General features: G+C 57.0%; 14 protein-coding genes and 1 pseudogene. 11 read left to right on the top strand and 4 right to left on the bottom strand.

All coding sequences use genetic code 11. The features are described from left to right. Positions 1–95: 95 nt before the first annotated feature. The 10 genes from DYL59_RS00440 to DYL59_RS00395 all read left to right on the top strand — a co-directional run bounded on the left by DYL59_RS00440 (position 96) and on the right by DYL59_RS00395 (position 16145). Positions 96–3440: a dermonecrotic toxin domain-containing protein gene (locus tag DYL59_RS00440; protein WP_135287390.1), complete on the top strand. Its 3345-nt coding sequence runs from the start codon at positions 96–98 to the stop codon at positions 3438–3440. 95 nt (positions 3441–3535) lie between these two features. Then, on the top strand, positions 3536–5137 hold the full coding sequence (locus DYL59_RS00435) for an ABC transporter substrate-binding protein (protein ID WP_135287389.1): 1602 nt from the start codon (positions 3536–3538) through the stop codon (positions 5135–5137). Between the two features lie 258 nt (positions 5138–5395). Next, positions 5396–7024: an ABC transporter substrate-binding protein gene (locus DYL59_RS00430; protein ID WP_135287388.1), complete on the top strand. Its 1629-nt coding sequence runs from the start codon at positions 5396–5398 to the stop codon at positions 7022–7024. A 303-nt stretch (positions 7025–7327) separates the two neighbouring features. Beyond that, positions 7328–8932: an ABC transporter substrate-binding protein gene (locus DYL59_RS00425; protein WP_135287387.1), complete on the top strand. Its 1605-nt coding sequence runs from the start codon at positions 7328–7330 to the stop codon at positions 8930–8932. Positions 8933–9103: 171 nt separating this feature from the next. Next, positions 9104–10507, top strand: coding sequence for an OprD family porin (locus DYL59_RS00420; protein WP_135287386.1), 1404 nt, complete (start codon positions 9104–9106; stop codon positions 10505–10507). 80 nt (positions 10508–10587) lie between these two features. Further along, on the top strand, positions 10588–12186 hold the full coding sequence (locus DYL59_RS00415; protein ID WP_135287385.1) for an ABC transporter substrate-binding protein: 1599 nt from the start codon (positions 10588–10590) through the stop codon (positions 12184–12186). 76 nt (positions 12187–12262) lie between these two features. Next, positions 12263–13273 carry an ABC transporter permease subunit gene (locus DYL59_RS00410; protein WP_003171721.1) on the top strand — a complete coding sequence of 337 codons (1011 nt, stop codon included), beginning with the start codon at positions 12263–12265 and terminating at the stop codon, positions 13271–13273. A gap of 10 nt (positions 13274–13283) precedes the next feature. Next, positions 13284–14195, top strand: a complete 912-nt coding sequence (locus DYL59_RS00405; protein WP_122577486.1) for an ABC transporter permease subunit — start codon at positions 13284–13286, stop codon at positions 14193–14195. Positions 14196–14205: 10 nt separating this feature from the next. Next, positions 14206–15174, top strand: coding sequence for an ABC transporter ATP-binding protein (locus tag DYL59_RS00400; RefSeq protein WP_135287384.1), 969 nt, complete (start codon positions 14206–14208; stop codon positions 15172–15174). Beyond that, a complete protein-coding gene (locus DYL59_RS00395; protein ID WP_016971590.1) occupies positions 15174–16145 on the top strand; it encodes a peptide ABC transporter ATP-binding protein in 972 nt (323 codons plus the stop codon). The genes DYL59_RS00400 and DYL59_RS00395 overlap by 1 nt, the downstream gene beginning before the upstream one ends. A 101-nt stretch (positions 16146–16246) precedes the next feature. Here the strand turns inward: DYL59_RS00395 and DYL59_RS00390 are convergent, their stop codons facing one another. Beyond that, complete coding sequence (locus DYL59_RS00390; protein ID WP_135287383.1) at positions 16247–16486, bottom strand: hypothetical protein; 240 nt, start codon at positions 16484–16486, stop codon at positions 16247–16249. Positions 16487–16663: 177 nt separating this feature from the next. Then, positions 16664–16870: pseudogene (prfC, locus tag DYL59_RS00385) on the bottom strand (peptide chain release factor 3); the annotation flags it as partial. Positions 16871–17011: 141 nt separating this feature from the next. Here prfC and proS point away from each other — a divergent pair. Beyond that, positions 17012–18502 (top strand): proline--tRNA ligase, encoded by a 1491-nt coding sequence (gene proS / locus DYL59_RS00380; protein ID WP_135287382.1) that lies wholly within the window; start codon positions 17012–17014, stop codon positions 18500–18502. Here the strand turns inward: proS and DYL59_RS00375 are convergent. Both DYL59_RS00375 and DYL59_RS00370 read right to left on the bottom strand, forming a co-directional pair. Continuing rightward, entirely contained in the window at positions 18494–19744 is a 1251-nt protein-coding gene (locus tag DYL59_RS00375; protein WP_135287381.1) for an MFS transporter, read from the bottom strand. The two genes, proS and DYL59_RS00375, sit on opposite strands and share 9 nt — an antisense overlap. Continuing rightward, positions 19731–20489, bottom strand: coding sequence for a class I SAM-dependent methyltransferase (locus DYL59_RS00370; RefSeq protein WP_167496639.1), 759 nt, complete (start codon positions 20487–20489; stop codon positions 19731–19733). The genes DYL59_RS00375 and DYL59_RS00370 overlap by 14 nt, the downstream gene beginning before the upstream one ends. Position 20490: the final 1 nt, after the last annotated feature.

Genomic DNA, 20490 nt, shown 5'->3' with positions numbered 1-20490 from the left:
GGCACACACTCACAGGAGTCAAACATTCGGTTCTCACCACCTAAGGAAACCCGGCTTATTGCCTCGCCGGAAACATCCCTTGTGAGGACTTCAGATTGACACTATCTGTACGCAACCAGCCCGCCCCTTTACCGCCTTTGGGGAGCCAACGCTCCTCCCCGCCCACAAAAACCAACACCCTACAAACAACCTCAACCCCGAACGAGCCTTCGCCAACGTCCGCCGGTGATAAAAAACTGGTCGAGGTCTACATTGCAGCGGTGCAGAGAAAAATACTGCGTCAAGATCCCGGTCTGATCAAAGTCCCTGCTGACAGCCAACTGGGCCAGTGGCTTGCACTGTACCGCGCACATTTGGACAACCCGATCGTCAGGCACTGGATGCACGAACAAGGCATTCAGATGGACGCAGCGTCGATTATCCCTTCCACGGGAGTCCTCACATTTGGCGAAGGCGATAACAAAAAAACCTTCACCCTCACCGACAACTCGGGTTGGGGTCAAATTGCAGGGCCTATCCTGGCCGCCGCCAACGTCATCTCCCCCATAAAGGGCCAGCGCCTGCGGGTCGATATGAACGGCGATGAGGTCGTCGTGCGACCAAAACTGGTAACGGACTTTTACGGTGAATCGCTTCCCGCCTCAAAAACCGAAGCAAGAGTCCAGATCAGGCGACTGGAACACAATGCCCATGCGTTCCAACCCATCAGCGCCGACGACCCACTACGCCCAGCCAGTAGCCGCTCTGCAGAGGCACTGCAGACACAGACGCTGAATGCGGCGCGGTTTTACCTCTCAGCCCCCCAGGCACTGGCCTACAAGCATCTGGCCGTCGATGTGGCCGAAAACCTCCCCAATACCCGGGCAGAAGCCAAGAAGTGGGCGGACGCAATACTGTTCAAGTTGACCGGCAAACACATTGATTCCGACACCGTCTACTTAAATCGCTTCAACGGCGGTGGGCACACCCCAGAGCCCGAAAACGCAACCATCACCGGCTGGGAATACACCGTTTGGGAACCCGTTTCCGCCGAGCTGCTACCGGATGCGTTGCTGAAAAACTTCTCGGAAGGCGACTGGCTTCCAGGCAACCTCGATGCGGCGTCCGGCTTGTACACAGACGGCTTTGGGCAAAGTAAAAAAAACGGTTGGGGCGCTCACAACCAAGTTCCAATCCTTCCCTCCCAGATCATGCACGAAAGCTGGAAGACCGATTTTCAAGGTGAAATGACCAAAAAAATCGACAGCTTCTGGAACACTCACACCGAACAATACCAGGCCGCAATCAAAGGCGAGTTCACGTACCGAGCCCGTAAACAGCTAAAGACCCTTGAGGCCATGCCGCCCGCCGAACGAGCGCTGCAAGCCCCGGAACACCGCTTTGGCCGAGAAGACTACCGCTTGGTGATGGGCGCGGTGTCCAACCTGCCACTCGACGAAAATGCACCGCTCACCCTCGAACAACTCAAAGCCCAAGCGCCAGCAAAAGGCCACGTACAAGTGAGTCCACTGAATATCGCAGGCTTTGCGTCCACCGACATTCTGCGTTTCAACGCTGCTGACGGTAGTCGCCAGGTGCTCTACATCCCCGGCACCGAGCCGGCGTTTCTGCGGTTCGACTCCCTTGAGAAACTGGAGCAATGGGTCGTCGACCAAACCAAGGATGATAAAAAACGTGCGGCACTGGCGTCCCACTTCCCGCTGACCCTGCGCCAGGACCACGAGGCGGGGACCCTGGAGAAAGTCGCCAAAGTGCTCATGCCAGTGTTGTGGTTCACGGACGTGGGTACGGGTAAAGACGGCCTGGACACAACGCTACAGAAGCTGGCGTCGGGCAAACTCCACCCTGCCATCCATGACAATCAATCCCCCATTGAGGGCGATGTGTTCTCTGCCATGACCACCGCCACCCAGCACCGCATGACAAGCGATGCCGATGTGGCCATCAAGTCCAACAGTGAAGTCACACGGGACACCTGGCTCAACGACATTACTGTAGCGGCTGGCTTGTTGGCGAAACTGGCGCCTATCGCTGCACCGGTGGCAGCTGCGGCGGTTCTGGCGGGGGTGACCGAATTGGCGTTGGGGGCGGAAAAACAAGCCTCTGGCGATACCGTGGCCGAACGCCGGGACGGCGCATCGAAAGCCTTCGATGGCTTGCTGAATACATTGTTTTCGCTCGGCGCCAGCGCCACACCCGAGGACCCGTTTGCACCTCCCCCTGAGAAACCCGTGATGCCGCGCAACCAGCCAGAAATCAGCATCAATGAAGAACCTCAGCCAGGCCCCTCCAGCGGGATACGCACGCCCCCCTCCACCGTTCCAACGCCCGCACCAAAACCCACCCCTCTTCTCCATATGGCGCAATACGCCGTCCCCGATGGTGAGCAACTGATCAAGAACGCCACTCGAGATCCGTTGGGGGTTTACCGGATAAAAGCCAACGCAGGAGCTGATCGACATTTCGTGCGCTTTACCGATGAGACGGGCAAGAGCGGGATATTTGAACTCTACAGCCGCTACCGGTCGGGAGAACCTTTTGCCCGGATCGTCAACCCGGACACCGGTTCGGGAGTGATGCCGGTAAGACCTCAACCCGATGGCGAATGGGTACATGCGCCGATGATGGGGGGAATCAAATGGCCATGGCGACGCCCGTCTTCGCCACCTCCCAGTGACGAACTCAAGCAACAGCCCAAGATTTCAGACGGATTCGAAGTACTCGGCGCCCCCAAAACCAGTGGTGCCGATCAGTTTGACACTATCTTTAAATACGATGGCAATACGGCCTACGAACAATCCGTGAGCAACTTTGAAGAAGGCGGTGTCCTCAAAAGAAAACTCACTGTTTCCTGGACCGTTGAGGAAAACAACTTCGAAGTTTATCCGAGCGAAACAGCGCAACCCAATGACCATGGATCAACGGCCTACTCGCCAAACTTTCTCAAGGACTTGAACCGCGACCGTTACACCGTCCGAATAAAGCAACCAGACGGCTACCGCACTGTGGAATTGGATGGCTCAGGAAGCGCCAACGGCGAAACCTTGAGCAAGCGGCTCAAGCAGTTCGAAGCGGCCATTCCCGACGCGAACCTGCGCTCACGTATTTCCGAAGTTGCTCATCAGGGCAGCATCGCGCCGACATCGGTTGAGCTGAAGATGAACCAACTGCAAGACCACATCGGTTTCAAAGGCAAGGACACCCATTATGTCGTCACCTACGATCCGGCGACCGACCAGGCCCATGTACAGTTCGACGCGAAAACGACATTGCTCGACCTGGATAAAGATGCAGCCGATATCCCCAATATGGAAACCACGGCACAGAGAACCTTTTGGATTCATGAAAGCAACGAGCTGGAAGAAAACGCCAATCCGTACGTCATTGATAAAAGCGCGCCATTCACGCTGAGCATTTCAACGATCAAGGACCTGAATTAACAGCGCGGCTTTCTGGGGAACAAGAACGGCGGTAACCTCGGTACCGCCGTTCTCGTTCGGGCAGCCTATTTGTGCCTGCCACTTCAGGGGTCTCCATGGAAAGAATCACCTTCAAACCGCTGCTCCTCGCTGCCGGCCTGCTGGCCTTTATGCCAATGGCCCAGGCTGCGACCACCCTGGTCTACTGCTCCGAAGCCAGCCCCGCCGGCTTCGATCCCAGCCAGTACACCAGCGGCACCGATTTCGATGCCTCCGCCGAAACCGTGTTCAACCGCCTCACCCAGTTCAAGCGTGGTGGCACCGAGGTTGAACCAGGCCTGGCGACGAGTTGGGATGTGTCCAAAGACGGCCTGACCTACACCTTCCATCTGCGCGAAGGGGTCAAGTTCCACACCACCGAATTCTTTACCCCTACCCGCGACTTCAATGCCGATGATGTGCTGTTCACCTTCAACCGTCTGCTGGATGCCCAAAGCCCGTTTAGCAAGGCCTACCCTTCCGAGTCGCCGTACTTCACCGACATGGGCTTGAACACCACGATCAAGAACGTCGAGAAAATCGACGAGCACACCGTGCGCTTCAACCTGAACAATGTGGACGCCTCATTTGTGCAGAACCTGGCCATGAGCTTCGCTTCGGTACAGTCCGCCGAATACGCCGCCCAATTGCTCAAGCAAGGCAAGGCCGAAGACATCAACCAGAAACCGGTCGGCACCGGGCCGTTCGTATTCAAGCGTTACCAGAAAGACTCGCAGATCCGCTACGTGGCCAACAAACAGTATTGGAAACCCGAGGACGTGAAGCTCGACAACCTGGTGTTTGCCATCACCCCGGACGCCGCGTCGCGCCTGCAGAAACTCAAGGCCGGCGAATGCCAGGTCAGCGGCTACCCGCGCCCCGCCGATATCGACGTAATGAAGCAGGACCCCAACCTGCGCGTGCTGCAGCAGGCTGGTTTCAACCTTGGCTTTCTGGCCTACAACGTGACCCACCCGCCCCTGGACCAACTCAAGGTGCGCCAGGCCCTGGACATGGCCATCGACAAGCCCGCGATCATCAAGGCCGTGTACCAGGGTGCCGGACAATTGGCGCAGAACGCCCTGCCACCGGCGCAATGGTCTTATGACCCGACGATCAAGGATGCGCCCCACGATCCAACCAAAGCCCGGGCGCTACTAAAAGAAGCGGGAGTTGCACCTGGAACGACCATCAACCTGTGGGCGATGACGGTCCAGCGAGCCTCCAACCCGAATGCGCGCATGTCGGCGCAAATGATCCAGCAGGATTGGGAAAAAATCGGCATCAAGGCCAACATCGTCAGCTATGAGTGGGGCGAATACATCAAGCGCGCCAAAAATGGCGAGCACGACGCGATGATTTACGGCTGGACCGGCGACAACGGCGACCCGGATAACTGGCTCGGCGTGCTCTACAGTTGTGCTTCGGTCAAGGGCAGCAACTACGCCAAATGGTGTAACCCGGCCTACGACAAACTGGTGCAGCAGGCCAAGCTGAGCAGCGACCGCGAGCAGCGCATCAAGTGGTATCAGCAAGCGCAAAAAATACTTAAAGAACAAGTACCTATAACGCCTATTGCGAACTCGACGGTTTTCCAACCCCTGCGTAAGGAAGTCAAAGACTTCAAAATCAGCCCGTTCGGGCTGACGCCGTTCTACGGCGTGAGTCTAGATAAGTAACAGCATCGCCCCAACCGGGTGCGCTAGACACCTCGGTTGGGCTTTTTTAGTGCGCACGATGCACCGAAAAAACCGCATAAATGTACGAAATTATGTACAAACTTTCATAATTGCGACATTCCTGTACGTTCGTACCACTCTTTAAGCCTCCTAAGGGTTCTGCATCTTGCATTGGGTATGGCCCCTGCATAAGTATCCGCAGGCCGACTCACGAGGTCGCCCTCACCACCAAAAATGACAACAAATCATGAGGCCAACATGCTTAAACACGCAGTCATTCCGTTAATTGTTAGCGCTGGCCTTATGGCCGCAGCCCCTTTCGCCCAAGCGGCGACTAACCTGGTGTTCTGCTCCGAAGGGAGCCCGGCCGGTTTTGATCCAGGCCAGTACACCACCGGAACAGACTTCGATGCTTCGGCCGAGACCATGTTCAACCGTCTTACCCAGTTCGAGCGCGGCGGCACCGCTGTAACGCCTGGGCTGGCTACCACCTGGGACGTTTCCCCGGATGGCCTGACGTACACCTTCCACCTGCGCGACGGCGTCAAGTTCCACACCACCCCGTACTTCAAACCGACCCGTACCTTCAATGCCGATGACGTGCTGTTCACGTTCAACCGCATGATCAACAAGGACGATCCGTTCCGCAAAGCCTACCCCACCGAGTTCCCGTACTTCACGGACATGGGGATGGACACCAACATCAAGAACATCGAGAAAGTCGATGACCACACCGTCAAGTTCACCCTTGGTACCGTGGACGCGGCTTTCATCCAGAACCTGGCCATGAGCTTTGCCTCGATCCAGTCCGCCGAATACGCCGCGCAACTGTTGAAGAACGGCAAGCCCCAGGACATCAACCAGAAGCCAATCGGCACTGGTCCGTTTGTGTTCAAGAGCTACCAGAAAGACTCGAACATTCGCTACACCGGCAACAAGGACTACTGGAAACCTGAAGACGTGAAGATCGACAACCTGATCTTCGCCATCACCACCGACCCGTCGGTGCGCATCCAGAAACTCAAGAAAAACGAATGCCAGGTCACCCTGTTCCCACGTCCCGCCGACCTTAAGGCGCTGGGCGAAGACAAAGACCTGAAACTGCCGAACCAGGCCGGTTTCAACCTGGGTTATATCGCCTACAACGTGATGGACAAGGTCAAGGGCAGCGATCAGCCCAACCCACTGGCCGACCTGCGCGTGCGCCAGGCTTTGGACATGTCGGTGAACAAGCAGCAGATCATCGACTCGGTATACCAAGGCGCCGGTCAACTGGCGGTCAACGCCATGCCGCCGACCCAATGGTCGTATGACACCACCATCAAGGACGCCAAGTTCGACCCTGAGAAAGCCAAGGCGCTGCTCAAGGAAGCGGGCGTCAAGGAAGGTACCGAGATCGTGTTGTGGGCCATGCCGGTTCAGCGTCCGTACAACCCGAACGCCAAGCTGATGGCAGAAATGCTGCAAAACGATTGGAAGAAGATCGGTCTGAACGTAAAAATCACCAGCTACGAGTGGGGCGAGTACATCAAGCGCTCCAAGGGCGGCGAGAACCAGGCCATGATCATTGGCTGGAGCGGTGACAATGGTGACCCGGACAACTGGTTGAACGTGCTGTTCGGCTGCGACTCGCTGAGCGGTAACAACTTCTCCAAATGGTGCGACAAGAAATTCGACGGCGTTGTAAAAGAAGCTAAGGCCACGTCGGATGTCGCCAAACGCACCGAGCTGTACAAGCAGGCGCAACATATCCTTAAAGATGCAGTCCCGATGACACCTATCGCGCACTCGACGGTGTATCAACCCATGCGCAACACCGTACAGGACTTCAAGATCAGCCCGTTTGGCCTGAACTCCTTCTACGGCGTGAGCGTCAGCGGCAAGTAAGGATCATTGGCGGCGACGTTTCATAACGTCGCCGCTATTGCATCCGCCTGGACCTTAGGAATCAGACCACGCTCGCCAACGTTACTTCCTACAGTAACGAACTGCGTCCTGTGTCCCTGTTGCCTACAAGGTCAATCCGATTTTGCGCATTTACTGCGAAGTCCTCGGCCCATAACGTCGTAGGACAGCAGATGCGCCAATCGGGAAAGGCACTTGCTGTGCGTGGGATCAGTGATGTCCCCCTGTCCGAAAGGTCGGAGGATTGCTCACTGATAACAACTACAAACAAGGATCGGGATCGTCATGCGCCATACCACCGTTCTATCCGCAATTTTTGGCACCAGCCTGTTGGCCGTAGCCACGATGGGCCAAGCCGCCGACAAGAAAAGCCTGGTGTTCTGCTCGGAAGGCAGCCCGGCAGGTTTTGATACTGCGCAGTACACCACCGCCACCGACAACGATGTGGCCGAGCCGCTGTACAACCGCTTGGTCGAGTTTGAAAAAGGCGCGACCAACGTAGTACCTGCGTTGGCGACCAAGTGGGATATTTCCGACGACGGCCTGACCTACACCTTTCACCTGCGTGAAGGGGTGAAATTCCACAGCAACAAGGAATTCAAGCCGACCCGGGACTTCAACGCCGACGACGTGCTGTTCACCTTCAACCGCATGCTTGACCCCGACCATCCGTTTCGCAAGGCCTACCCCACCGAGTTTCCGTACTTCAACGGGATGAGCCTGAACAAAAACATCGCGAAGGTCGAAAAAACCGGCCCGCACACGGTGGTGATGACCCTGAACTCGGTGGACGCCGCGTTCGTGCAGAACATCGCCATGAGCTTTGCCGCGATCCTCTCGGCCGAATACGCCGAGCAATTGCTCAAGGCTGGCAGGCCCAGCGACATCAACCAGAAGCCAATCGGCACTGGCCCGTTTGTGTTCCAGCGCTACCAAAAGGATTCGCAGATCCGTTATGTGGCCAACAAACAATACTGGGACCCAAGCAAAGTCCAGCTGGACCAACTGATCTTCGCCATCAACACCGACGCCTCGGTGCGTGTGCAAAAGCTCAAGGCCGGCGAATGCCAGGTCACCCTGCACCCGCGCCCGGCTGACGTGGACGCCCTCAAGGCCGACCCCAACCTGCAACTGCTGACCAAGCCGGGCTTCAACCTCGGTTACATCGCCTACAACGTGCGCCACAAGCCTTTCGACCAGCTCGAAGTGCGCCAGGCGCTGGACATGGCGGTGAACAAGCAGAGCATTTTGAACGCCGTGTACCAGGGCGCCGGGCAACTGGCGGTCAACGCCATGCCGCCGACGCAGTGGTCTTACGACGACACCATCAAGGACGCCGCCTACAACCCGGAAAAAGCCAAGGAATTGCTCAAGGCTGCCGGCGTGAAAGAAGGTACCGAGATCACCCTGTGGGCGATGCCGGTGCAGCGTCCGTACAACCCCAACGCCAAGCTGATGGCCGAGATGCTGCAAAGCGACTGGGCCAAGATCGGCCTCAAGGTCAAGATCGTCAGCTACGAGTGGGGCGAGTACATCAAGCGCACCAAGAACGGTGAGCACGACATCAGCCTGATCGGCTGGACCGGCGACAATGGTGACCCGGACAACTGGCTGGGCACCCTGTACAGCTGCGACGCCATCGGCGGGAACAACTACTCCATGTGGTGCGACCCGGCGTACGACAAGCTGATCAAGCAAGCCAAGGTCGTCACCGACCGCGAACAACGGACGGTTCTGTACAAACAGGCGCAGCAGTTGCTTAAACAGCAGGTGCCAATCACGCCCGTCGCCCACTCAACGGTCAACCAGCCGTTAAGCGTGAAAGTCGAAGGCTTCAAAGTGAGTCCCTTCGGCCGCAACGTGTTTTCGGGCGTCAGTATTACCCCATAAGAAAATAACCGGATTGCGCAGGGCGAGTTCCGCCCTGCTGCAAACGCGCGGCCTTTTGTTGGGAATTTTCCTACGCCAAACGTTTGCAGATGCTGGAAAGAGTTACACACCCAAATAGTCGGTTCACCTAATAAGACCGGCATAAAAAAGAGAACCAAAGGAGCTTCACCCATGAAACTGAGCAGCAAAGCGCTTCTGGCCCTGGCCATCAGCAGCATCACGGCCACCGCCTACGCTGAACCCGCCAGCCAGGAATTCGTTCCTACCACCCTGGCCGGCGCCAGCGCCCAAAGCGAGGCCAAAGGCTTTATCGAAGATTTCAGCATCGGTGGTACCACGCGTAACTGGTACTCCCATGAGAGCCTCTACCGTGGCGGCTCCTGGGACTACACCGAGCACGGCGTAGCCAAGACTGACCGTAACCGCACCAACTGGGTTCAAGGCACCATCATCAACGCCAGCTCGGGTTTCACCCAGGGCACTGTAGGCGTCAAGACCGAAGTGGCCGTGTACAACGCCTTGGTTCTGGACCGCAGCAAGCGTGATATCAAAGGTGGCTCCAACCGCACCCTGGCTGATTCGGACGGCAACGCTGTCGACCAGTGGAGCAAACTGGGCCTGGCCAACGTGCAGTTCCGCGTATCGAACACCACCCTGACCGCAGGCCGTCAGAACTTCAGCACGCCGATCGTCGATAACATCGGCAACCGCGCACTGCCGTCGAGCTTCCAGGGCGCGAGCTTCAACAGCGAAGAGTTCAGCAACCTGTCGTTCCAGGGCGGCGTATTCGACCGCGTTTCGCCGCGTACCGAACAGAGCCTGTCGAAGTTCCGTTCCGAGTACAGCGCAGGCGGTGCAAAGGGCGCGACCACCGACAAGGTCTACACCCTCGGTGCCAACTACCAACCGTTCAAGAGCCTGAAGACCAGCTTCTTCGGCGCCAACGTGAAGGACTTCTGGAACCAGTACTACTTCGGCGCGACCCACGAGTTGGGTGACAGCCAGACCCTGTCCCTGACCACCGGCTTGAACTACTACAAGACCGTGGACGAAGGCAAAAAGCTGATGGGCGAAATCGACAACGACACGTACTCGCTGTCGCTCGGCCTGGCGCACCAAGCGCACAGCTTGACCTTCTCCTACCAGGCGGTTAACGGTAACGAGTACTTCGACTACCTGCACGAAACCAACGGCATCTACCTGGCCAACTCCCTGACCTCCGACTTCAACGGCCCGAACGAAAAATCCTTTCAGGTTGCCTATGGCCTGAACATGGCCGAATACGGCGTACCGGGTCTTAAGTTCAACGTTTACTCGGCACGCGGCTGGGGCATTGACGGTACTCACTACAACAGTGGCAACGGCACACTCGGCTACGGCGCGCAGATCAAGCTCCAGGATGGCGAGAAGCATCAGGAGTACGGCGTCGGCGCCAGCTACGCGATCCAGAGCGGCCCGCTCAAGGCCACCGCGATTCGCGCCACCTACGTCGAACACCGTGCCAGCGAACAACAATCTGACGGTTCTATCAAAGAGTTCCGTCTGGTCACCACCATCCCGTTCAACATCCTTTAATTAGCGCCAGGTAGACGGCGGGCTCAGGACGAGCCCGCCGTCTACGCTTGTCTGGTCCCATCGTTTGCAGAGGGCTTCGAATGAAAATGCTCCCGCTACAAGCCGCCATGGCAGCCGCGCTGTTGAGCGTGGCTGTCGGCATTTCGGCCAAACCGCTGGTGGTCTGCACCGAAGCCAGCCCGGAGGGTTTCGACCCGGTGCTGTACACCACGGCCGTGACCGCTGATGCCGCTGCCGAAACCATGTTCAACCGCCTGGTGGACTTCAAGCCTGGCACCACCGAAGTGGTTCCTGCACTAGCCAAGGCCCTACCCGAGATCAGCGCCGACGGCCTGACCTACACTTTTCACCTGCGTGACGACATCAAGTTCCACACCACCGACTATTTCAAACCCACGCGCAACCTGAATGCAGACGACGTGCTTTGGAGCTTCCAGCGCCAGCTGGACCCGAACCACCCGTGGCATAAAAAGTCCCTCGTGGGCTACCCGTACTTCGAAAGCATGGGCTTCAAGGAACTGCTCAAGAGCGTAGAGAAAACCGACGATCACACCGTCGTTTTTACCCTGACCCGTCCCGAAGCACCGTTTTTGGCCGACCTGGGCATGGCATTCTCTTCAATCCATTCGAAGGAATACGCCGACCAGTTGCTCCAATCCGGCAAGACCGAAGACCTCAACGCCAAGCCCATCGGCACTGGCCCGTTCATCTTCACCCGTTACCAGAAAGACGCCCAGGCGCGGTTCAAGGCCAACCCGGACTACTTCCGTGGCAAGCCGCAAGTCGACCCGCTGATCCTGGCAATCAGCACCGATAACAACGTGCGCCTGCAGAAGCTCAAGGCCAACGAGTGCCAGATCGCGCTGTTCCCCAAGCCGGATGACATTCCCAGCATCAAGAAAGACCCGAACCTGAAAGTCGATGAGCTGGCGGCAATGACCACCAGCTACACCGCGATGAACACCACCCACAAGTACATGAGCGACCCACGGGTACGCCACGCCATCAACATCGCATTCGACAAGGCCGGCTACACCGAAGCCCTGTTCGGCAAAGGCAATGCCGTGGTGGGTACCGGCCCCTATCCGCCGACCTTGCTGGGTTTCAGCGAAAAACTGAAGAACCCGCCCCGCGATCTGGACAAGGCCCGCGCCCTGCTCAAGGAAGCCGGCGTGCCGGAAGGCACCGAATTCACCCTGTTTACCCGTAACGGCGGCGGCCCGACCAACCCCAACCCGATGCTCGGCGCCCAGCGCATGCAGGCGGACCTGGCGCAGGTCGGCTTGAAGGTGAATATCAAAGTCATGGAATGGGGCGAGATGCTCAAGCGTGCTAAAAACGGCGAGCACGACATGGTTTCGGCGGGCTGGGTGGGTGATAACGGCGATCCGGACAACTTCCTGACGCCCAACCTGAGTTGCGATGCGGCCAAAAACGGCGAAAACTACGCCCGCTGGTGTAACAAGGAGTTTCAGGACTTGATCGACAAGGCACGCGCCGTCGCTGAACCCGGCCAGCGCGCTGCACTCTATGAACAAGCACAGGACGTTTTCGAAAAAGACCAACCATGGCTTCCCATGGCTTATCCGAAATTGTTCACCGCCATGCGCAAGAACGTAGAAGGCTTCCAACAAAGCCCTCTGGGTACAAATAACTTCGCCACTACCCAGGTGAAGTAAATAAGAAAAACGCTCGGCACCGCCCACCAGGGCAGTGCCGAACTTGCCTAACCGGCTGATTGAGGTACACAACAAGATGTTTAGTTTTATTGCCCGCCGACTGGGGTTACTGATCCCCACGTTCTTCGGCATCACGTTGCTCACGTTTGCGTTGATTCGCATGATCCCTGGCGACCCCGTCGAAGTCATGATGGGCGAGCGGCGCGTCGACCCCGAGATGCACGCACAGGCAATGGAACGCCTTGGCCTTAACAAGCCGTTGTATGCGCAATACCTGGACTACGTTGGCAAGCTCGCCCAGGGCGACCTTGGCGAATCCCTGCGTACCCGCACCAGCGTGTGGACTGAATTCACCGCCCTATTCCCCGCGACCCTGGAACTGTCCATGGCCGCCCTGTTGTTCGCCGGTATCCTGGGCCTGTTGGCCGGGGTGATCGCGGCTTTGAAGCGAGGGTCCCTGTTCGACCATGGGGTAATGGGCATCTCCCTGGCGGGCTACTCGATGCCGATCTTCTGGTGGGGCCTGATCCTGATCATGTTCTTCTCGGTGAGCCTGGGCTGGACCCCGGTTTCCGGGCGTATCGACCTGCTCTACGACATCGAGCCGCGCACCGGCTTCATGCTGATCGACACCCTGCTGGCTGACGAGCCGGACGCCTTCTGGGACGCGCTGCATCACTTGATTCTGCCGGCCATCGTGCTGGGCACCATCCCGCTGGCGGTGATTGCGCGGATGACCCGCTCGTCGATGCTCGAAGTGCTGCGCGAAGACTACATCCGCACCGCCAAGGCCAAGGGCCTGTCGCCGGCGCGCGTGGTATTCGTGCATGGCCTGCGCAACGCACTGATTCCGGTGCTGACGGTTGTCGGCCTGCAAGTCGGCACCCTGCTGGCCGGTGCAGTCCTGACCGAAACCATCTTCTCGTGGCCCGGCATCGGCAAATGGCTGATCGAAGCCATTGGCGCGCGGGACTACCCGGTGGTGCAGAACGGCATTCTGCTGATCGCCTGCCTGGTGATCCTGGTGAACTTCGTGGTGGACATCCTCTACGGCTTCGCCAACCCACGCATCCGTCACCAGCGCTGAGATCAAGACCATGACCACACCTACTCCAGTGTCAGCAGTCGATCAAAGCCTGCTGTACCCGTCCCCGTACAAAGAATTCTGGCAAGCCTTCTCCAAGAATAAAGGCGCGGTTGCCGGCCTTGCGTTCATGTTGCTGATCGTGTTCTGCGCAATTTTCGCCCCTTGGGTGGCGCCGCATAACCCGAGCGAGCAGTACCGCGACTTCCTGCTCACCCCGCCGTCGTGGCTGGAAGGCGGGCAGATGCAGTTCCTGCTGGGCACTGACGAATTGGGCCGCGACCTGCTCTCGCGCCTGATCCAGGGCTCGCGCCTGTCGCTGCTGATCGGTTTGTCGTCGGTGGTGATGTCGCTGATTCCGGGCATCCTGCTGGGGCTGTTCGCCGGGTTCTTCCCGCGCCTGCTTGGCCCGACCATCATGCGCCTGATGGACATCATGCTGGCCCTGCCCTCGCTGCTGCTGGCGGTTGCCATTGTCGCGATCCTCGGCCCTGGCCTGATCAACACCGTGATCGCCATCGCCATCGTTTCGTTGCCGTCCTATGTGCGTCTGACCCGTGCTGCGGTAATGGGCGAGTTGAACCGTGACTACGTAACTGCCGCCCGCCTCGCTGGCGCCGGCTTGCCACGCCTGATGTTCATCACCGTGCTGCCCAACTGCATGGCGCCGCTGATCGTGCAGGCGACCTTGAGCTTCTCCTCGGCGATTCTCGATGCCGCCGCCCTGGGCTTCCTCGGCCTTGGCGTACAACCGCCAACCCCGGAGTGGGGCACCATGCTGGCTTCGGCCCGCGACTACATCGAACGCGCCTGGTGGGTGGTGAGCCTGCCTGGTTTGACCATTTTGCTCAGCGTGCTGGCAATCAACTTGATGGGCGACGGCTTGCGCGATGCGCTGGACCCGAAACTCAAGAACGCCGCCTGAGGAGATTCCCATGTCACTGTTAGAAATCAAGAATCTCAACGTACGCTTCGGCGACAAGACCGCCGTACCGGTGGTCGACGGCCTCGACCTGTCGGTGGACAAAGGCGAAGTCCTGGCGATTGTTGGCGAGTCGGGCTCGGGTAAATCCGTGACCATGATGGCGCTGATGGGCCTGATCGAGCACCCCGGCATCGTCACGGCCGACTCGCTGACCTTCGACGGCAAGGACATGCTCAAACTGAGCAACCGCCAGCGCCGCCAGATCGTCGGCAAAGACTTGGCGATGGTCTTCCAAGACCCGATGACCGCACTGAACCCCAGCTACACCGTGGGTTTCCAGATTGAAGAAGTGCTGCGCCTGCACCTGAAAATGTCCGGCAAGCAAGCGCGCAAGCGTGCCATCGAACTGTTGGAAAAAGTCGAAATCCCAGGCGCTGCCAGCCGTATGGACGCCTACCCGCACCAACTGTCCGGCGGCATGAGCCAGCGCGTGGCAATCGCCATGGCGATTGCCGGCGAACCCAAGCTGCTGATCGCCGACGAACCGACCACCGCGTTGGACGTGACCATTCAGGCGCAGATCATGGACCTGCTGCTGGCCCTGCAAAAAGAGCAGAACATGGGCCTGGTGCTGATCACCCACGACCTCGCCGTGGTAGCCGAAACCGCCCAACGCGTGTGCGTGATGTACGCAGGCCAAGCGGTGGAAGTGGGCCAGGTGCCGCAACTGTTCGACATTCCGGCACACCCCTACAGCGAAGCGCTGCTCAAGGCGATCCCCGAGCACAGCCTGGGCGCCACGCGCCTGGCCACGCTGCCGGGCATCGTGCCGGGCCGTTACGACCGCCCGCAGGGTTGCCTGCTGTCGCCGCGTTGCCCGTATGTGCAGGAAAGCTGCCGCACCCAGCGCCCTGGGCTTGATCCAAAAACCAACAGCCTTGCACGCTGCTTCTACCCCTTGAACCAGGAGGTGGCGTAATGGCCGTCGTTCTTACCGCCCGCGACCTTACCCGTCACTACGAAGTGTCCCGTGGCCTGTTCAAGGGCCACGCCACGGTGCGCGCCCTCAATGGCGTGTCCTTTGAGCTGGAAGCCGGCAAGACCCTCGCGGTGGTTGGCGAGTCGGGTTGCGGCAAATCCACCCTGGCCCGTGCGCTGACGCTGATCGAGGAGCCCTCTTCGGGCTCGCTGAAAATCGCAGGGCAAGAAGTCGCCGGCGCCGACAAGGCCCAGCGCAAGCAACTGCGCAAAGACGTGCAGATGGTGTTCCAGAGCCCGTACGCCTCGTTGAACCCTCGCCAGAAAGTCGGTGATCAACTGGGCGAGCCGCTGTTGATCAATACCAACCTGTCCGCCGCCGAACGCCGCGAGAAAGTGCAGGCGATGATGAAGCAAGTGGGCCTGCGCCCCGAGCATTACCAGCGCTACCCGCACATGTTCTCCGGCGGCCAGCGCCAGCGCATCGCCCTGGCCCGCGCCATGATGCTGCAACCCAAGGTGCTGGTGGCCGATGAACCGACCTCGGCACTGGACGTATCGATCCAGGCCCAGGTGCTCAACCTGTTCATGGACCTGCAGCAGGAGTTCAACACCGCCTACGTGTTCATCTCCCACAACCTCGCGGTGGTGCAACACGTCGCCGACGACGTGATGGTGATGTACCTCGGCCGCCCGGTAGAAGTCGGCCCCAAGGAAGACATCTACGCCCGCCCGCTGCACCCCTACACCCAGGCGCTGCTGTCGGCCACCCCGACCATTCACCCGGACCCAAACAAGCCGAAGATCAAGATCGTCGGCGAGCTGCCCAACCCGCTGAACCCGCCGCCTGGCTGCGCGTTCCACAAGCGCTGCCCGTATGCGACGGCGCGGTGCAGCAGCGAAGAGCCGCAGTTGCGAGCGTTGGATAACCGCCAGGTGGCTTGTCACTACGCGGAGCAATTTGTCGCGTAAGGCCCTCGACACAACAAGTCAGGGGTCTTAATGAGTTCCACAGCCCTTCTCGCCAGGTAGCGCATCTGCCTGGCGGGAGGGGCTTTTTCTTTGGGTGGGGTTCAGGTGTCACCGTCGTCATAAGTCGCGCTGTCTTCCCCTTCGTTATAGGGGTTTTCGGCGTCTTCCTTGGGCGCGGGCTGGGCCTGGGGCTTCCAACTGCCGGAGTTGACTTCGTTCTGCTTGCGCTTGGTGACGGGGCCGGTGTCTTTCCATTGGGGAGTGCCAGCGGCGGCCATAGCTGGGAGGGTGGGCAGTGTCAGACTGGCGAGCAGTATCAGGTGAATAGAGCGTTTAATCACAGCGGCCTCCTTTTCAGTCGTTGGATAAAAGCTAGACCCGATGCGGAGTTATCGCCAACCCCAAGCCTGGTGGAGATCAAAATGTGGGAGCAAGCCCCCTCCCACATTTGGATTTGTGTAGGCCAATAAAAAGGGTGAAGCCATCACAGCTTCACCCTTCTTTTTACCGCTCAGACCTTAATGATGCTCACGCGTCGCACGGAATTTCACATCCGGCCAGCGCTCTTCCATCAACGCCAGGTTCACCCGGGTCGGCGCCAGGTAGGTCAGGTGACCACCGCCGTCCACCGCAAGGTTTTCCACAGCCTTGTTGGAGAACTCTTCCAACTTCTTCTTATCGCTGCAATCGATCCAGCGCGCGGGGTACACGGTGATTGCCACGTAGAACTTAAAACTGCACGACTAATGAATGGATCCGTCTGAAAGAAACTTCCGAAAACTCAAACAAAAAATATAAATGCTTGAAATTTTACATCCCAAAAAATATACATACCCAGCTCAAACTATATTTACAACTGGGATATTATGAAAAACGCAATATCACCTTCTCGAATGGAAAACTTTTCCGAATGGTATCAACAAGTCATCAGTCAGTCTGAACTGGCTGAAAACTCCGGCGTTAGAGGGTGCATGGTCATTCGCCCCTGGGGATATGGCATATGGGAGCAAATTCAACGAGAACTTGATAAAAAATTCAAGGACACCGGTCATACCAACGCGTACTTCCCTCTATTGATCCCTTTATCTTTTCTTCAAAAAGAAGCAGAACATGTCAATGGTTTTGCCAAGGAGTGTGCAGTCGTAACCCACCACCGTCTGGAACAGTCGTCAGAGGGGAAGCTCACTCCTGCTGGCGAACTGGAAGAACCTTTGATTATAAGGCCTACCAGTGAAACGGTGATCGGTGCCTCCTTTTCACGATGGGTACAAAGTTATCGGGATCTTCCACTGCTCATCAATCAGTGGGCCAATGTCCTGCGCTGGGAAATGCGCCCACGAATATTCCTACGCACTTCAGAATTTCTTTGGCAGGAAGGTCATACCGCTCACGCTTCCTGTGAAGAGGCCTTGGCCGAGACACTGCTGATGCTGGATATCTACGAGCGGTTTGCTGTCGATCACCTGGCCATACCCGTAATCAAAGGCGAAAAATGCTCATGGGAGCGTTTCCCAGGTGCCGTCAGTACCTACACCATTGAGGCGATGATGCAGGACGGTAAAGCCTTGCAAGCAGGTACCTCACACTTCCTAGGACAAAATTTTGCCGAAGCGGCAGACATCCGCTTTGTTAATAGGGAAGGCGTAAAGGAACTAGCCTGGACCACTTCGTGGGGCGTTTCCACGCGATTGATTGGCGCCATGATAATGACCCATGGCGATGACAATGGTCTGGTGATCCCACCACTGGTTGCGCCGACGCAAATAATCATTATCCCGATCGTACGCAGTGAACAAAACGCCGAAGCTATTCATGCTTACTGCGAAATATTAAAAAAGAATATCTCACGCAAAAAACTGAAAGGGCAAAACTTACGTGTAACCATTGACAAGCGAGACATGAGCAGTAGTGAAAAAAAATGGTATCACATCAAGCGCGGCGTACCCATACGGGTCGAGATAGGAATAAAAGAACTGGAGCAGAATACGGTTTCTTACTCCCACAGAGACAACATCAATAATACGCTGACCGTTGAGACAACCCGTTTTATTAAAGACGCATCAAAAACGCTACAGACTATTCAAACAGGCATGCTTGAACGTGCCCAAAAAAGGCTATCGGACAACATCGAAACCGTCACCACACTTACCAATTTCAAAAAAGCCTTCAATCGCCAGGGCAAACCCAATACTTTTGTTATGGCACCCTTCATTGACGACATAACCATTGAGCAAGCCATCAGCGAACTAGGTGTAACGGTCAGATGTATTCCACTCGTTCAACCAAAAACTGCCGTGCCTTGTTTGTTCACAGGTCAGCCCACGAAATGCTGGGCGCTGTATGCGAAATCATATTGACCTTTGATCATCAAAAGCCCCGTTCGCCAGGGGCTTTTTTTGGCTATCCACGTCACTTAACCTCTCCCCTTGAATATAGAAAATCGTGCCTCCCACCATAAGCAACACCATCAGGTACCCAAAAAAATAAAGCGGACTGAAACTGGCGAGAATGAAACCACCTACCACCGGCGTAGACGCTGAGCCTAGGTAAGTGAGGTTCTGCGAACTGTAGTAGGCGCCTTCCATATGCACCGGAGCTATGCGGGAAATATAGAGAAATTCAAGGGGTTGAATAATAATTTCTCCGACAGTAAAAATGACCGTGAAGAAAGCCCATGCGTAGAGAGTGTCGGAGAACGCAAACCCTATCAAACCGATTACGAACGCCAACATGCAGCTAACTATCCAGTGCCTGAAAAACTCAACCGTCACCCTTCTACCAATCAGGTATTGCAGCAGGATCGAGACCAGCGCATTGGTAACAAATACAACATTGATTATCTCGTACGCTTGCTCGACGGAATGAGTGGTGACCACATATTGGCCCACGTATATGTGAAACGTTCCGAACACACCCGCCACCAATACGCTAGCCACCGAGAACTTCAGCAGTTTACTATCCCTGGCCAAGGTCCCCAGAGAACCTAGCCACCCTTTGCCTTCGCCGTTGTTCTGATCTCCCCCTCGCGGCAATACAACTGGCTTGATAATAACCGCCATAAAGATAAGTGCCGAGGCGCTGCAGAAAAACAAGGGGGAAATACCTTGGCGATTCAGCCAAAGACCAACAAGCGGCCCCAGCGCATAGGCGGTATTAGTGAGTGTGTACTTGAGCGACAGCACCGACGCGGTTTCCTGAGGAGTCAATAATCGAGAGATGCACATGCGCACGGCAGTCTCAAGCGATAAGTAGGCAAGATTAAGTAAAATGCACAGAGTGAAGACGAGAACCAGTGAACCGGACATGTGTAAACTCAGATAAACCGCCGACTGGATAACAGATGACGTCAGCATCAACGTCTTGATATTCAGGCTGTCGAGCATCGGGCCAAAAACAACGCTGGACACAGAGCTAAGGAATACAAAACCACCGACAAACAGTCCAATCTGATCCACCGAAAGGTCGTAGCGCTCTTTTAGAAAAATCAGGAAGTAAGACAGAAAAGCCGCTCGTGCTAACGTCGGAAAAAACGAAAAAGGCACCACCCATGCTGAGCCACTAAACAACCGACTCATGGCCTCCCGTTTAAATACGTCCATAGACCACACGCGTTTGATAACTAAGCGAAACAAAACCGTTTTGCTGGTGTTGCTGATGCAAGGTGTTCAGAGCTTTACCCGCCGCACGGTACTCACGTGTGCCCGGCTGCGCTGCATAGGAGCAGGACATGGTTCTATTGAAAAGTCCGGCTGCACTCAATTGCTGGCGATTGTGGAAGGTGCGCTCCTCGAAGGGGCCCAAAAAAAACTTCTTGATCCGACTTTCCAGGGCCTTATCGATCTGTAACGTTTCGGCATAACGCTTGAAAACGCCTCGTAGCAGTTGTTCGTATGCTAGGTGAAACGCGTTGCAGTCTGGGCTGCGAATATTCCAGATAAGGATCACTGGATTGTTGGTCGCCAGCACCCGCCGGAATTCCGCTCGGGTATTGTCCGGTTCGAACCAGTGAAAGGACTGTCCACACACCAGCGCCGCTATCGAGCGCGGCGCAACACCCAATTGCTCAGCCGTTCCGAACTGGTAGCTCGCGCTTGGCTGGTCGTTGTTTGCCTCAGCCTTGGCCAGCATGCTTGCATCAGGTTCGACTCCAATCGTCGGCATGCCGGCAGCAGCCAGTTGCCGTGTCAGTATCCCGGTTCCCGACCCAACATCCAGCACCGGCAAACCCAGCGACAAATCGAGTTGCCGTAGGATGAAAAAAATGGCCTCTGGCGGATAGGAAGGTCTGCCATGGTCGTAGAGTTCGGATTTGTTGACGTATGCCGCAGAGAGTGGGGAGGTCATT

Source organism: Pseudomonas kairouanensis, assembly GCF_004682055.1.
GTDB lineage: Bacteria > Pseudomonadota > Gammaproteobacteria > Pseudomonadales > Pseudomonadaceae > Aquipseudomonas > Aquipseudomonas kairouanensis.
This window is presented reverse-complemented; position numbering and strand designations above follow the sequence as displayed.